This is a genomic window from Streptomyces sp. ADI95-17, assembly GCF_003846175.1.
Taxonomy (GTDB): domain Bacteria; phylum Actinomycetota; class Actinomycetes; order Streptomycetales; family Streptomycetaceae; genus Streptomyces; species Streptomyces sanglieri.
In genome coordinates, this window is sequence record NZ_ML123049.1 from 132,712 (window position 1) to 147,573 (window position 14,862).

Genomic DNA, 14,862 nt, shown 5'->3' on the forward strand with positions numbered 1-14,862 from the left:
GGGCCGTCGTGTGCCCGGCGGACCTACTCGCCCAGGACCCGGCGCAGGTAGTCGTTGCCGAAGAGCCGGTCCGGGTCGAGCCGGTCGCGTACGGCGGTGAACTCGCCGAACCGCGGGTACACCCCGGCGAGGTACTCGGCGTCACGGGTGTTGACCTTGCCCCAGTGCGGGCGGCCGCCATGGGCGGTCATGATCCGCTCGACCGCCGTGAAGTACGCCTGGTAGGGCGTGCCCCGGTAGAGATGGACGGCGATGTACGCGCTCTCGCGGCCCGAGGCCGTGGAGAGCGCGATGTCGTCCGCGGGGGCGGTACGGACCTCCACCGGGAAGCTGATCCGCAGCGGCGAACGCTCGACCATCGCCTTCACCTCGCGCAGCGCCTCCACGGCGGCCTCGCGCGGCAGCGCGTACTCCATCTCCACGAAGCGGACCCGGCGCGGGCTGGTGAAGACCTTGTACGGGATGTCGGTGTACGTGCGGGCCGACAGGGCGCGGCTGGAGAGCTTGGCGATCGAGGGAATGGTGGCGGGCACCGCCCGGCCGAGCGAACAGGCCACCTGGAAGATCCCGTTGGAGAGGAGCTCGTCCTCGACCCAGCCGCTGACCTTTCCGGGCGGGGCGGCGGGGCCCACGCTGCGGTTGTTGCGCTTGGTGTTGCAGTTCCCGGTGTGCGGGAACCAGTAGAACTCGAAGTGCTCGTTCTCCGCGACCAGCTCGTCGAAGTCGCCCAGGACCCGGTCGAAGGCCATCGGCTCCTCACGGGCCGTCAGCAGGAAGACCGGCTCCACGGCGAAGGTGATCGCCGTGATGACACCCAGTGCGCCGAGCCCGATCCGGGCGACGGCGAAGATGTCGGCGTTCTCCTTCTCCGAACAGGTCAGCACCGTGCCGTCGGCGGTAACCAGTTCGAGGGCGCGGATCTGCGCGGATATGGACGCCGAGTCACGGCCGGTGCCGTGGGTGCCGGTCGAGGTGGCGCCCGCGACCGTCTGCTCCATGATGTCGCCCATATTGGTGAGCGAGAGGCCCTCGCGGGCCAGGGCGGTGTTCAGCCGCTTCAGCGGGGTGCCGGCCTCGACGGTCACCGTCATCGCCTCGCGGTCGATGTTCCGGATGCCGGTGAGCAGGTCCGGGCGGATCAGCACGCCGTCGGTGGCCGCCGTCGCGGTGAAGGAGTGCCCGGTGCCGACCGGCTTCACCCGCAGACCGTCCTCGGACGCCCGGCGCAGCACCTCGGCGAGCTCCGGTACGGAGGCCGGGGACACGGCCCGTACCGGACGGGCGCTGACATTCCCCGCCCAGTTACGCCACGCGTTCGTCGTCGTCCGTGCGTCGGTCATCTTCCGCGCGCCCTTCCGTAGGAACCGGCCCGCTGAGCCGGCGATACCCCAGGAACGCCACCGCGGCCGCGAGCGCTCCCGCCGCGACGGGCACCGCGTACCCCGCCTCCGCTCCCGACGCGTCGACCACCCAGCCGGCGGCCGAGGAGCCGAGCGCCACTCCGACGGCGAGCCCGGTGCTGGTCCAGGTCATGCCTTCGGTCAGTTCGGTGCGCGGTACGTGCTGTTCGACGAGGGCCATGGTGGTGACCATCGTCGGTGCGATGGCGAGGCCCGCGACAAAGAGCGCCACGGCCAGGAACGGCAGGCTCCCGGCCAGTTGGAGGGGGATCATACTCACGGCCATCGCGCACACGCCCACCAGCCACCTGGTGGACGCCTTCCGCTTCAGATGGAGCAGGCCGAAGACCGCTCCGGCCAGGCAGGATCCCAGCGCGTACACGGCCAGCACGAGGCTCGCCGCGGCCTTGTGGCCCCGCTCCTCGGCGAAGGCCACCGTCACCACGTCGATCGACCCGAAGATCGCACCGGTGGCCACGAACGTCACCACGAGCACCTGGAGTCCCCGGGAGCGCAGCGCGGAGCCGCCGGTGTGCTCCCGGCGCGGATGCGGAACGGGCTCGGTGGACCGCTGCGCGGTCAGCCAGACCACACCGACCAGCAGGAACCCGGCCGCCAGGAGCGGCCCGGCCTCCGGGAACCAGGCGGTGGACAGACCGATCGAGATGATCGGCCCGAAGATGAAGCACACCTCGTCGACGATCGACTCCCACGCGTACGCGGTGTGCAGCTGCCGCGGCGAACCGCGGTAGATCTCCGCCCAGCGGGCCCGGATCATCGAGCCCACGCTGGGCACGCAGCCGGCGCCCGCCGCGAAGACGAAGAGCGTCCAGTCGGCCAGCCGCTGCTGCGCGCAGATCAGCAGCCCGGCCACCGCCGTCAGCGCGACCAGGGTCGCGGGACGCAGGACCCGGCGCTGTCCGTGCCGGTCGACGAGCCGGGAGATCAGCGGCCCGATCACCGCCGCCGACATCGCCAGCGTCGCGGAGAGCGCGCCGGCCAGCCCGTAACGGCCGGTGAGCTGGGAAATCATGGTCACCACGCCGATGCCCATCATGGACAGCGGCATCCGGCCGAGGAATCCGGCCGCCGAGAACCCCTTGGTGCCGGGGACGGCGAATATCGCGCGGTAGGGACTGGGCAAGGAGGGCTCCGGAACAGCGTGATCGCACACGCCTGTAATACATGAACGTAACCGATACAGCTTACGGTCGCGGAGATCGGCCGGGCAGCCGGGTGGGCCCGGGAGCCGATGTCGGTGGGAGGACCGTCCGAGGCGGGTGGCAGGATCGTTGTCATGTCCGATCTGCGCGATCCCGCTCCCTACGACGCTCTGCTGCTGCTCTCCTTCGGCGGCCCCGAAGGCCCGGACGACGTGGTCCCGTTCCTGGCGAACGTGACCCGCGGCCGGGGCATCCCCGAGGAGCGGCTGAAGGAGGTCGGCAAGCACTACTTCCTGTTCGGCGGCGTCAGCCCGATCAACGCCCAGAACAGGGCCCTGCTGGACGCCCTGCGCAAGGACTTCGCCGAGCACGGGCTGGACCTGCCGGTGTACTGGGGCAACCGCAACTGGGCGCCGTACCTCACCGACACCCTGCGCGAGATGACCGAGGCCGGGCACCGCCGCATCGCCGTCCTCGCCACCAGCGCCTACGCCTCCTACTCCGGCTGCCGGCAGTACCGCGAGAACCTCGCCGAGTCGCTGGCCGTCCTGGAGGCGGAGGGGCTGCCGGTGCCCCGGGTGGACAAGCTCCGGCACTACTTCAACCACCCCGGATTCGTGACCCCCATGGTGGACGGCGTCCTCGCCTCCCTGGCCGACCTCCCCGAGGACGTACGGGCCGGGGCGCACCTCGCCTTCACCACGCACTCCATCCCCACCTCCGCCGCCGACACCTCCGGCCCCGTGGACGCTCACGGCGACGGCGGCGCCTATGTCGCCGAGCACCTCGACGTCGCCCGGCTGATCGTCGACGCGGTGCGCGAGGAGACCGGCGTCGAGTACCCCTGGCGGCTCGTCTACCAGTCGCGCAGCGGCGCCCCGCACATCCCCTGGCTGGAGCCCGACATCTGCGACCATCTGGAGGCGCTGCACGCCGACGGTGTGCCCGCCGTGGTGATGGCCCCCATCGGCTTCGTCTCGGACCACATGGAGGTCCTGTACGACCTCGACACGGAGGCCACCGCGAAGGCCGCCGAGCTGGGCCTGCCGGTACGCCGGTCGGCCACGGTGGGGGCCGACCCGCGGTTCGCCGCGGCCGTGCGCGAGCTGGTGCTGGAGCGCGCCGCCACCGAGCGGGGACAGGGCGGCCGGCGGTGCGCGCTGGGCGCGCTCGGGCCTGCCCACGACCTCTGCCCGGTCAGCTGCTGCCCGGCCCGGGCCCTCAAGCCCGCCGCGGCGGGCGCCGACAGCCCCTACGCGTAACAGCCCCTGCGACGCCCACGAACCCCTGGAGAGCCGTGACCGACCCGAACCTGTCCGAACTGCTCGCCCTCGCCCTGGAGGCCGCCTCACGCGCCGGCGCGCTGCTCCGTGACGGCCGCCCGGCCGATCTGGGGGTGGCCGCGACCAAGTCCAGCCCGATCGACGTCGTCACCGAGATGGACATCGCCGCCGAGAAGCTGATCACCGGCTTCCTGAGCGAGCGCCGCCCGCAGGACGGTTTCCTCGGCGAGGAGGGGTCCAGCGCCGAGGGCAGCAGCGGAATCCGCTGGGTCGTCGACCCGCTCGACGGCACCGTGAACTACCTGTACGGGCTGCCCACCTGGGCCGTGTCCATCGCCGCCGAACAGGACGGCGTGCGGGTCGTGGGCGTCGTGGCGGCCCCGATGCGCCGCGAGACCTACCGGGCGGTGCTCGGCGGCGGCGCGTACGCGGAGGGCGGCGCGTACGGCGACGGCACCGCGCTGCGCTGCCGGCCCGCGCCGCCGCTCGACCAGGCGCTCGTCTCGACCGGTTTCAACTACGTCAGTGACGTCCGTGCGCACCAGGCGGACGTGGCCCAGAAGCTGATCCCGCGGCTCCGCGACATCCGCCGCAGCGGCTCCGCCGCGGTGGACCTCTGCGATGTGGCCGCGGGCCGCCTCGACGGCTACTACGAGCGCGGGCTCCACCCCTGGGACCTGGCGGCCGGCGACCTCATCGCCCGCGAGGCCGGCGCGCACACCGGCGGGCGGCCCGGACTGCCGGCCGACGGTGATCTGACGGTCGCCGCGACGCCGGGCGTCTTCGAGCCGCTCCAGGCGCTCCTGGAGGAGTTCGGCGCCTGGCACGACTGAAGCCTGCCGGCCGGCCCGGCACACGCGAAGGGCCCCCGACGCCGGTGACGGCATCGGGGGCCCTTCGCGCCGATGTGCTCAGACGCTGGTGGCGCCGATCTCGACGCCGTGCTCGGCGGCGAGGCGGTGAAGGTCGTCCAGCTCGCTCTGCTCGACATCCGCGAGGAAGTCGTCGCCGGTCTCCCGAGCTCTCGTGAGGTCGTACTCGGTGGTCTTGATCCGCTGCAGCAGACCTGCGGTGAAAGCGTCCATAATGCGCCCCCTCATCGTGGGTCGGTGGCACGGGGGTGTGCCCGGGGTTTCCCTCCGCGCGGAGGCGGTAGGGCGGGTGATCACGCGCTCTCCGGGGACGGAGTGGCCTGTGGCACGCCACATTCAAGGCGTGATCTCGGGTGTGAATGCGTCCTCCCCGGGCCTGGACCCGGGGAAACCTCAACTGGCCCGAAAATCCGGTGAATTCCACCGGGCCCCAGGTCGCGGCGCGTCGTCTTACCGCCGGTTTATGCGCGTTGCGGGCAGGATGGAGCCGCACAGACCTGTGCCGACGGGTGTCCGGATCACGGACCGTGGGCACTTTGGGACGTTCTGAAGTTTCCACGTAGTTTTCTGTAGGTTTCTAAGGAAGGACAGCGCCGTGCGCGTACTCGTCGTGGAGGACGAGCAGCTGCTCGCCGATGCGGTGGCCACCGGATTGCGCCGGGAGGCCATGGCCGTCGATGTCGTGTACGACGGCGCGGCGGCCCTGGAGCGCATCGAGGTCAACGACTACGACGTCGTGGTGCTCGACCGGGACCTCCCCCTGGTCCACGGCGACGACGTCTGCCGGCGGATCGTCGAGCTGGGCATGCCCACCAGGGTGCTGATGCTCACCGCGTCCGGCGACGTCAGCGACCGCGTCGAGGGCCTGGAGCTGGGCGCCGACGACTATCTGCCCAAGCCCTTCGCCTTCAGCGAGCTGACCGCACGGGTGCGGGCGCTCGGCCGGCGCACCACGGTGGCCCTGCCGCCCGTCCTGGAGCGGGCCGGGATCAAGCTCGACCCCAACCGGCGCGAGGTCTTCCGGGGCGAGACGGAGGTCCAGCTCGCGCCGAAGGAGTTCGCCGTGCTGGAGGTCCTGATGCGCAGCGAGGGCGCGGTCGTCTCGGCCGAGCAGCTGCTGGAGAAGGCCTGGGACGAGAACACCGACCCGTTCACCAATGTCGTCCGGGTGACCGTCATGACGCTGCGCCGGAAACTCGGCGAGCCGCCGGTCATCGTCACCGTGCCCGGTTCCGGTTACCGGATCTGACGGCCGTGCCCACCGCCCCCGCGCCGCCGACGGCGCCTCCGAAGCCCACCTGGGAGCCCAAACAGCAGGAGCCCCCCTACTGGCTGCGCCCGACCATCCGGATACGGCTCACGCTGCTCTACGGCGGCATGTTCCTGATCGCCGGCATCCTGCTGCTGTCGATCATCTACATGCTGGCGGCGCAGGCCCTGCACGTGGGCAGCGAGCTGCCGTTCAAGATCGTCAACGGGCAGGTCACCAGCGATGTCTGCAACCTGCCCGAGAAGGCGTCGCCGGAGTCCTTCAACGCGGCGATGAACTCCTGCGTCAACCACCAGCGGCAGCAGGCGCTCGACACGCTCCTCAACCGCTCGCTGCTGGCCCTGGTGGGGCTGAGCGTCATCGCCTTCGCCTTCGGTTACGCGATGGCCGGACGCGTGCTCTCGCCGCTGGGCCGGATCACCCGCACCGCCCGCAGAGTGGCCGGAACCGACCTGTCCCGCCGGATCGAGCTGGACGGCCCCGACGACGAGCTGAAGGAGCTCGCCGACACCTTCGACGAGATGCTCGACCGCCTGGAGCGGGCCTTCACCGCCCAGCAGCGGTTCGTCGGCAACGCGTCGCACGAGCTGCGCACCCCGCTCGCGATCAACCGCACGCTCCTGGAGGTCCACCTGTCCGACCCCCAGGCCCCGCCGGAGCTGAAACAGCTCGGCAAGACCCTGCTGGCCACCAACGAGCGCAGTGAGCAGCTGGTCGAGGGCCTGCTGCTGCTGGCCCGCAGCGACAACCAGATCGTCGAGCGCAAGCCGGTCGACCTGGAGGAGGTGGCCTCGCGTGCGATCGACCAGACGCGTGGCGAGGCCGAGGAGCGCGGCGTGGAGATCCGCGGCGAGCGGGCCCCCGCCGTCGTCCAGGGCAACGGGGTCCTGCTGGAGCGGATCGCGCTGAACCTCGTACAGAACGCCGTGCGCTACAACGTCCCCGAGGGGGGCTGGGTGGAGGTCACCACCGAGCTCCAGGGCGGCCAGGCCCTGCTGGTCGTCTCGAACACCGGCCCCGTGGTGCCGGCGTACGAGATCGACAACCTCTTCGAGCCCTTCAGGCGGCTGCGTACGGAGCGAACGGGCAGCGACAAGGGGGTCGGGCTCGGCCTGTCGATCGCGCGCTCCGTGGCGCGCGCTCACGGCGGCCGTATCATCGCGGAGCCCCGTGAAGGCGGTGGTCTTGTGATGCGCGTCTCATTGCCCGTCTGAGAGGCCGGACCGAGCGAGCCGGGCACGAATTAATTTGTTCGCTTTGAGCGGAATTTTCGGGACCTGCGCCCGGATCGTCCGTGTGTGATCGATCACAGGAGCGAATTTCCTGCTGTCAACGCTCCGTGATCAGGGACTCCACCGGAAAACCCGCAAAAGTCGGGGTTTTCGGGGCCCGATATCACGGGAAGTACACGGGGTGGCGCCCGTGAAGGGCGACACCGGGACCGTGTACGGTCCCCATCGCCACCCAAGCCGGCCACTCCCGAGCGGCCCTTTTGGGTGTCGATTGAGTAACAGACCTTGATGTGAGGCAAAATCTCCGCCTCGGGTCGGGCACAAGTCCGGCCTCTCACGCGTTACGTGCGCTGAGACACCGCAGACACCCAGAGGGGGAGAGCGACATGGCAACGGATTACGACACCCCACGCAAGACCGATGACGACGTCGACCAGGACAGCCTCGAAGAACTCAAGGCTCGCCGGAGCGACAAGACGGCGTCCGCCGTCGACGTCGACGAATTCGACGCGGCCGAAGGACTGGAGCTGCCCGGCGCAGACCTGTCCAACGAAGAGCTGGCCGTCAGGGTCCTGCCCAAGCAGGCCGACGAGTTCACGTGCATGAGCTGTTTCCTCGTGCACCACAGGAGCCAGCTGGCACGCGAGAAGAACGGCCAGCCGATCTGCCGCGACTGCGACTAGGTCGCACCGACCGTGGCAGGCGACACACCGTTCCGGAAGCGGCGCTTGCGGCGCAAGAGGTCGTCGGAGGCGTATCAGGGCGGCACAGGCCCGGCAGAAGGCGTGACAGCGCCTGCCGAGCGGTCCGCCCTGCCACCCTCCCCGGGCGAGCGGGACGACGAGCGGGGCCGGCCGGCCTCGCTCGAAGAAGTGATCGCGGCGATCGAGGAAGTCGACGCGGCCTATGGGGCCGGACAGGTCGACAGGACGGAGCCCGTGACCGGGGCAGGCCGTCTGAGTTCAGTGAAACGGGGCGTACGCAAGGGCGGGGAGAGCGCCAGGGCGGCGATCGGTCATATCGCCGACCTGATCATCGAGAACGCTCCCCGCGTCCCTGTGCGCGATCTCGCCACCCTGCGCAAGCAGTTCCCCGGGCTCGGCCCGGAGGAGCTCGCCGACAAGCTCATCGCAGGCGCGAGCAAGGGCACCGCCACCGTCGGCGCCGGAATCGGCGCGGCGGCGATGCTGCCCGTACCGCCCGCCATGCTCGCCGAGCTGGCGGCGGAGATCACCGGTGTGGCCGCGATCGAGATGAAGCTCGTCGCCGAGCTGCACGAGGTCTACGGACTGCGCCCGCCGGGCGGGCTCGGCCAGCGTTCCACCGCCTACCTCACGTCCTGGACGGAGGAGCGGGGAATCGACGTCGCCCACCCCACGACGCTCAACGCCGCGCTGGGCGGCCAGATGAAGCGCGAGCTGCGCCAGCAGATCATGAAGCGCATGGTGCGCGATGTGCCGAACCTGATCCCGTTCATGATCGGCGCCGCCGTCGGCGCGATGATGAACCGGCGCGACACCAGAAAGGTCGCCGAACGGGTCAGGAAGGACCTGCGCAAACGCCAGATCCCCTGGGACCGGCTCCCCGAGCTGCCGCCGCTGGAGCGGCAGGTGGGCCCGAACAGGGCCGTACCGGGCGAGCTGGAACCCTAGCCGGAGCTCCAGGGCCTATGACTCCAGGGCCTGTGAACCGCCCTGACGGCCCGCGAAGGGGCTGCGGCCGTCCCCGGCTCAGATCAGGCGCGTACGGCCGTGAGGGCCGCCACCAGGGCCTGCGGCTCGCGGGTCGAGAGATAGACGTACGGGGTCGGGTCCTGCGGGTCGGTGACCTCCACCCGGACCGCTGTCGGAATGTAGCTGCGCAGCAGCATGAACGCCCGGGTGTCCGCCTTGTACGAGCGCCACGCGCGCGCCTCCTCCCCGTCCAGCACCTCGGCCTCGCCGAGCGCCGTCACGGGGATCCGCGCGTCACCGGCGACCAGGGCGCCCGCTACGACCCGGATCCTGGCCGAGCCGTAGGAGCTCACCGCGACCGCCGACAGGGCCGTGCCGCCCACCAGACCGGCCAGCAGCGGCAGGGTGCCGAGCGGCAGCAGCATCAGCGCGCAGGCGATGCCGACCAGGAAGGCGATGAGCCACCACGAACGGGGTGCGGTCAGTCGTTCGTCGAAAGGCGGGGTGGAAGGCTGCATGAACCCAAGCTTGGCACGGCGCGACCCGCGGGTAGCCGCGCGGGTAAGGTCTGCGCCTGTGAGTGGAACATCTGAGGCTCTGAAGCCCCCGGCCGACGCGGTGGAACCGGTCCGGCACCCCGAAGCCCCGGCCCCCGGAGAACTCCTCGGCGCGCACTACGAACACTGTTTCGGCTGCGGCGAAGGACAGCGCCACGGGCTGCACCTCCAGGCGCGGGCCGGCGACGGTCTCAGCGTCACCGCCGAGTTCACCGTGCAGGCCGCCCATCAGGGCGCCCCGGGGCTCGCGCACGGCGGCATCCTGACCACGGCGCTGGACGAGACGCTCGGCTCGCTGAACTGGCTCCTGCGGGTGATCGCCGTGACCGGACGGCTGGAGACCGACTTCGTGCGCCCGGTGCCGGTGGACACCGTGCTGCACCTCGACGCCGAGATCACCGCGGTGCACGGCCGGAAGATCTACTCCCGGGCGACCGGCCGGATCGGCGGCCCGGACGGGCCCGTGGCGGTCCGGGCCGAAGCCCTCTTCATCGAGGTCAAGGTCGACCACTTCATCGAGAACGGCCGTCCGGCCGAGATCGAGGCGGCGATGGCCGATCCGGACCAGGTCAGGCGTGCCCGTGCCTTCGAGGTGAACCCCTGATGCGCCGGCCCGTGGACGTACTCATCCGCCGGGTCGACCCGGACGTGCCGATTCCGGCCTATGGGCACCCGGGCGACGCCGGGGCGGACCTGGTGACCACCGAGGCCGTCGAACTCGCCCCCGGCGAGCGGGCGGTGCTGCCCACCGGGGTTTCGATCGCGCTGCCCGACGGGTACGCCGCGTTCGTGCACCCGCGCTCCGGCCTCGCCGCACGCTGTGGGGTCGCCCTGGTGAATGCCCCGGGGACGGTTGATGCCGGGTACCGTGGAGAGATCAAGGTGATCGTCATCAACCTCGACCCGCGAGAGCCGGTGCGGTTCGAGCGGTTCGACCGGATTGCCCAACTGGTCGTCCAGCAGGTCGAGAAGGTGCGCTTCCACGAGGTGGCTCAGCTGCCGGGCTCGGCCCGCGGCGAGGGAGGCTTCGGATCCACCGGAGGGCATGCCTCCGGTGATGTCGATGGCGTCAGGGGCGGGAACACCCAGGGCGGTAACAGCTACGCTTCGGTCGTACCCGACCGGGAAGGACAGTGACGTGTTCGGACGTCGCAAGAAGAGTGGTTCCGCCGAGGACGTGGCGGACGAAGCGCGCGAGGCCGAGCAGGTCGTCGACGAGCTCGATGACACCGACGGCGCCGACAGCGGCTCGCGTCGGGTGAACCTCCCGCCGGCACCGCGGCCGGACGGGCCGTGGGACGTCTCCGAGGTCTCCCAGCCCGGTGAGGGCCGGGTCGACCTGGGCGGCATCTTCGTGCCCGGCGTCGAGGGCATGGAGCTGCGCGTCGAGGTGGCCGGTGACGCGATCGTCGCCGCGACCGTGGTGCTGCGCGACAGCGCCGTCCAGCTCCAGGCCTTCGCAGCCCCCAAGAAGGAGGGCATCTGGGGCGAGGTCCGCGACGAGATCGCCTCCGGCATCACCCAGCAGGGCGGGATCATCGACGAGGTCGAGGGCCCGCTGGGCTGGGAGCTGCGTGCCCAGGTCCCCGTACAGCTCCCGGACGGGACGAACGGCGTGCAGCTGGTGCGCTTCGTCGGCGTCGACGGGCCCCGCTGGTTCCTGCGCGGAGTGATCTCCGGCCAGGGCGCCGTGCAGCCGGAGGCCGCCGGGCTGCTGGAGACGATCTTCCGGGACACCGTGGTGGTCCGGGGCGAGGGCCCCATGGCGCCGCGCGACCCGATCGTTCTCAAGCTGCCCAACGATGCCCAGATGGTCCCCGAAGGGGTCCAGCAGGAGAGCCAGGAGGGCTCGAAGTTCTCCGGTGGCATGGGCCAGCTCCAGCGCGGACCCGAGATCACCGAGGTGCGCTGAGCGGATCCGGGCAGCCGCCCGGCACAGCTTCGGCCGGTGGGCCGTATCCCCTTGCGAGGGGGTGCGGCCCACCGGCCGTTTCCGCGTCCGGGGCGATTTCCGGACAGCGTGCGGAGGGTGCGCGTATGGGGCGCGTATGGGGCACGTCAGTGCGCCGTCAAGGGCTCGCCGTTCCCCGTAAGGAAGCCATCAACGCAGGCCAGAAGGGTCGAGGCGGGGGGTTTGCTCAAGAGGTCCGAGAATCCGTACCTCATCTAGGAGCACACGATGGCCGATGTGGCCTTCGTCGTCACCACGATCGCGGTCTTCGCGCTGGTGGCTCTCGTCGCCAAGGGGGTGGCGAAGCTGTGACTGCCGAGAACATCGTCGGTCTGATAGTGGCCGTCGCCCTGCTGGGCTACCTCGTCCTCGCCCTTCTGTACCCGGAGAGGTTCTGAGCGCGATATGAGCCCCGTCCTCGCCGGTGTGCTCCAGGTCCTCGCGCTCGTCGTGGCGCTGGGGCTGGCGTACCGACCGCTCGGCGACCACATGGCCGGTGTCTACTCCTCGACGAAGCACCTTCGCGTCGAGAAGTGGATGTACAAGGCCGTGGGTGCCGACCCCGACCGGCAGATGCGCTGGCCCGCGTATCTGCGTGGGGTGCTCGCCTTCTCCGCGGTGAGCGTCCTCTTCCTCTATCTGCTGCAACGGCTGCAGGGTTCGCTGCCCGGTTCGCTCGGCTTCGCCTCGATCGATCCGGACCAGGCGTTCAACACGGCGGCGTCGTTCGTCGCCAACACCAACTGGCAGTCGTACTACGGCGAACAGGCCATGGGCCACGTCGTGCAGACCGGCGGCCTCGCGGTGCAGAACTTCGTCTCGGCCGCCGTCGGCATGGCCGTGGCGGTGGCCCTCGTACGAGGCTTCGCCCGCTCCCGCACCGGTGAACTGGGCAACTTCTGGTCCGACCTGGTCCGGGGGGTCGTACGGATCCTGCTGCCGATCGCCGTGGTCGGCGCGCTGCTGCTGGTGGCCTGCGGCGCGATCCAGAACTTCGCCGGCATCCACGAGGTCGGGCAGTTCATGGGCGGCTCGCAGCAGTGGAACGGCGGCGCAGTGGCCTCCCAGGAGGCCATCAAGGAGCTGGGCACGAACGGCGGCGGCTACTTCAACGCCAACTCGTCCCACCCCTTCGAGAACCCCAACGGGCTCTCCAACCTCCTTGAGATCTTCCTGATCCTGGTCATCCCCTTCGCGCTGACGCGGACCTTCGGCCGGATGGTCGGCTCGCTCAAGCAGGGTTACGCGATCCTCGCGGCGATGGGCGTCATCTGGCTCGGCTTCACCACCCTGATGATGTGGACCGAGTTCGCCCACCACGGGCCCGCGTTCGACATCGCGGGCGGGGCGATGGAGGGCAAGGAGACCCGGTTCGGGATCGCCGGCTCGTCGATCTTCGCGGTGGCCACGACCCTCACCTCCACCGGTGCGGTGAACTCCTTCCACTCCTCGTACACGGGCTTCGGCGGCGGGATCACCATGCTGGGCATGCAGCTCGGCGAGATCGCGCCCGGAGGCGTCGGCTCCGGGCTCTACGGGATGCTCGTCATGGCGATCATCGCGGTGTTCATCGCCGGGCTGATGGTCGGCCGCACGCCGGAGTACCTCGGCAAGAAGATCGGCACCCGTGAGATCAAGCTCGCGGCCTGCTACATCCTCATCACCCCGGCCCTGGTGCTCTGCTTCACCGCCGTGGCGATGGCGCTGCCCACCCCGCCCCATTCCATGCTGAACTCCGGCGCACACGGATTCTCCGAGATCCTCTACGCCTACACCTCGGGCGCGAACAACAACGGTTCGGCGTTCGCCGGGCTCAACGCGGACACCCAGTGGTTCAACACCACGATCGGTCTCGCGATGCTGCTCGGCCGGTTCCTGCCGATGGTGTTCATCCTGGCGCTGGCCGGCTCGCTCGCCGAGCAGAAACCCGTACCGGCGACCGTGGGAACCCTGGGCACGCACAAGCCGCTCTTCAGCACCCTCCTGGTCGGCACGATCCTGATCATCACCGGGCTGACCTACTTCCCGGCCCTGGCGCTGGGGCCGCTGGCCGAAGGGCTGGCGTCATGACCACTCGTACGAAGCAAGAGGACTCGATGTCCACTGTCACCCCCACCCGGGCACCGCACCAGGACGCGCCCACGGGACACCAGAGCGAAGGGCGGGTCGGCGGGGGCCTGTTCGACCCCGCGCAGCTGATCCGGTCCTTCCCCGACGCCGTACGCAAGCTCGACCCCCGGGTGATGGTCAAGTCCCCGGTGATGTTCGTGGTGCTGATCGGTTCGGTGTTCACCACCGTGCTGGCGTGCCTGAATCCGGGGGAGTGGTTCGGCTGGGCGATCGCGGTCTGGCTCTGGCTGACCACGATCTTCGCCAACCTGGCGGAGGCGGTCGCCGAGGGCCGCGGCAAGGCGCAGGCCGACACACTGCGCAAGGCCAAGACCGACACCGTCGCCCGGCGGCTGATCGGCAGGAACGAGGAGCGGGTGCCCGGCACCGAACTCCGCGTCGGCGACCTGGTGGTCTGCGAGGCCGGTGACATCATCCCCGGCGACGGAGACGTCGTCGAGGGCGTCGCGAGCGTCGACGAATCCGCGATCACCGGCGAGTCCGCGCCCGTCATCCGGGAGTCCGGCGGCGACCGGTCGGCCGTCACCGGCGGCACGAAGGTGCTCTCCGACCGGATCGTCGTCAAGATCACCACCAAGCCCGGCGAGACGTTCATCGACCGGATGATCGCCCTGGTCGAGGGCGCCGCCCGGCAGAAGACGCCCAACGAGATCGCGCTGAACATCCTCCTCGCGTCCCTCACCATCGTCTTCCTGCTCGCCGTCGTCACCCTCCAGCCCTTCGCGATCTACGCCGGGCAGCGGCAGTCGATGATCGTGCTGACCGCGCTGCTGGTCTGCCTGATCCCGACGACGATCGGTGCGCTGCTCTCCGCGATCGGCATCGCCGGCATGGACCGGCTCGTCCAGCGCAATGTCCTCGCCATGTCCGGGCGTGCCGTCGAGGCCGCCGGTGACGTGTCGACCCTGCTGCTCGACAAGACCGGCACCATCACGCTCGGCAACCGGCAGGCCGCCGAGTTCGTACCCGTCAAGGGCACCACCGAGGCCGAACTGGCCGACGCCGCCCAGCTCTCCTCGCTGGCCGACGAGACGCCGGAGGGCCGCTCGATCGTCGTGCTCGCCAAGGAGAAGTACGGGCTGCGCGAACGCCACCAGGGCGAGCTGCGGCAGGCCGAGTGGGTCGCCTTCACCGCCCAGACGCGCATGTCCGGCGTCGATGTGGACGGGCACAGGGTCCGAAAGGGCGCCACCGGTTCGGTGGTCGCCTGGGTCGAGGAGCGCGGCGGCACCGTCGCACCGGACGCGAAGGCGCTCACCGCCACGATCTCCGAGGCGGGCGGCACACCGCTGCTCGTGGCCCTGGAGGACGAGCGGGGGGCGCGGGTCCTC

Annotated in this window: 16 protein-coding genes; 12 read left to right on the top strand and 4 right to left on the bottom strand. The window is 70.5% G+C overall.

Annotated elements, in window-relative coordinates; genetic code table 11:
- Positions 1–23: 23 nt before the first annotated feature.
- Both EES42_RS27535 and EES42_RS27540 read right to left on the bottom strand, forming a co-directional pair.
- A complete protein-coding gene (locus EES42_RS27535) occupies positions 24–1,340 on the bottom strand; it encodes a D-arabinono-1,4-lactone oxidase (protein ID WP_124720992.1) in 1,317 nt (438 codons plus the stop codon).
- Positions 1,303–2,544: an MFS transporter gene (locus EES42_RS27540; RefSeq protein WP_124720993.1), complete on the bottom strand. Its 1,242-nt coding sequence runs from the start codon at positions 2,542–2,544 to the stop codon at positions 1,303–1,305. The genes EES42_RS27535 and EES42_RS27540 overlap by 38 nt, the downstream gene beginning before the upstream one ends.
- Positions 2,545–2,697: 153 nt before the next feature.
- Here EES42_RS27540 and EES42_RS27545 point away from each other — a divergent pair, with 153 nt between their 5' ends.
- Together EES42_RS27545 and EES42_RS27550 are read left to right on the top strand one after the other, a co-directional pair.
- Entirely contained in the window at positions 2,698–3,825 is a 1,128-nt protein-coding gene (locus EES42_RS27545) for a ferrochelatase (protein ID WP_124720994.1), read from the top strand.
- A 35-nt stretch (positions 3,826–3,860) separates the two neighbouring features.
- Entirely contained in the window at positions 3,861–4,679 is an 819-nt protein-coding gene (locus EES42_RS27550) for an inositol monophosphatase family protein (protein ID WP_124720995.1), read from the top strand.
- Positions 4,680–4,757: 78 nt separating this feature from the next.
- On the opposite strand, the gene EES42_RS44925 is transcribed toward EES42_RS27550, so the two are convergent.
- On the bottom strand, positions 4,758–4,931 hold the full coding sequence (locus tag EES42_RS44925; protein ID WP_164495334.1) for a hypothetical protein: 174 nt from the start codon (positions 4,929–4,931) through the stop codon (positions 4,758–4,760).
- 382 nt (positions 4,932–5,313) lie between these two features.
- Here EES42_RS44925 and EES42_RS27555 point away from each other — a divergent pair, with 382 nt between their 5' ends.
- From EES42_RS27555 to EES42_RS27570, 4 genes are all read left to right on the top strand, one after another.
- Positions 5,314–5,967 carry a response regulator transcription factor gene (locus EES42_RS27555; RefSeq protein ID WP_072485872.1) on the top strand — a complete coding sequence of 218 codons (654 nt, stop codon included), beginning with the start codon at positions 5,314–5,316 and terminating at the stop codon, positions 5,965–5,967.
- A 5-nt stretch (positions 5,968–5,972) separates the two neighbouring features.
- A complete protein-coding gene (locus EES42_RS27560; RefSeq protein WP_124720996.1) occupies positions 5,973–7,202 on the top strand; it encodes a sensor histidine kinase in 1,230 nt (409 codons plus the stop codon).
- A gap of 404 nt (positions 7,203–7,606) precedes the next feature.
- Positions 7,607–7,903, top strand: coding sequence for a DUF4193 domain-containing protein (locus tag EES42_RS27565; RefSeq protein WP_003965732.1), 297 nt, complete (start codon positions 7,607–7,609; stop codon positions 7,901–7,903).
- A gap of 12 nt (positions 7,904–7,915) precedes the next feature.
- Positions 7,916–8,872, top strand: a complete 957-nt coding sequence (locus EES42_RS27570) for a hypothetical protein (RefSeq protein WP_124720997.1) — start codon at positions 7,916–7,918, stop codon at positions 8,870–8,872.
- Between the two features lie 83 nt (positions 8,873–8,955).
- On the opposite strand, the gene EES42_RS27575 is transcribed toward EES42_RS27570, so the two are convergent.
- Entirely contained in the window at positions 8,956–9,411 is a 456-nt protein-coding gene (locus EES42_RS27575; protein WP_124720998.1) for a DUF3093 domain-containing protein, read from the bottom strand.
- Between the two features lie 58 nt (positions 9,412–9,469).
- Here EES42_RS27575 and EES42_RS27580 point away from each other — a divergent pair, with 58 nt between their 5' ends.
- From EES42_RS27580 to kdpB, 6 genes are all read left to right on the top strand, one after another.
- Positions 9,470–10,054, top strand: a complete 585-nt coding sequence (locus EES42_RS27580) for a PaaI family thioesterase (RefSeq protein ID WP_124720999.1) — start codon at positions 9,470–9,472, stop codon at positions 10,052–10,054.
- Positions 10,054–10,587 (top strand): dUTP diphosphatase, encoded by a 534-nt coding sequence (dut, locus tag EES42_RS27585; protein ID WP_124721000.1) that lies wholly within the window; start codon positions 10,054–10,056, stop codon positions 10,585–10,587. Before EES42_RS27580 ends, dut begins: the two co-directional genes overlap by 1 nt.
- A 1-nt stretch (position 10,588) precedes the next feature.
- The gene (locus EES42_RS27590) at positions 10,589–11,362 is read left to right on the top strand and encodes a DUF3710 domain-containing protein (RefSeq protein ID WP_124721001.1); all 774 of its coding nucleotides are present in this window, start codon (positions 10,589–10,591) and stop codon (positions 11,360–11,362) included.
- Between the two features lie 347 nt (positions 11,363–11,709).
- On the top strand, positions 11,710–11,799 hold the full coding sequence (gene kdpF, locus EES42_RS27595) for a K(+)-transporting ATPase subunit F (protein ID WP_037701211.1): 90 nt from the start codon (positions 11,710–11,712) through the stop codon (positions 11,797–11,799).
- Between the two features lie 7 nt (positions 11,800–11,806).
- The gene (kdpA, locus tag EES42_RS27600; RefSeq protein WP_124721002.1) at positions 11,807–13,471 is read left to right on the top strand and encodes a potassium-transporting ATPase subunit KdpA; all 1,665 of its coding nucleotides are present in this window, start codon (positions 11,807–11,809) and stop codon (positions 13,469–13,471) included.
- Between the two features lie 26 nt (positions 13,472–13,497).
- Positions 13,498–14,862 (top strand): potassium-transporting ATPase subunit KdpB (gene kdpB / locus EES42_RS27605; RefSeq protein ID WP_241196673.1); only part of this gene is annotated, 1,365 nt, incomplete at its 3' end.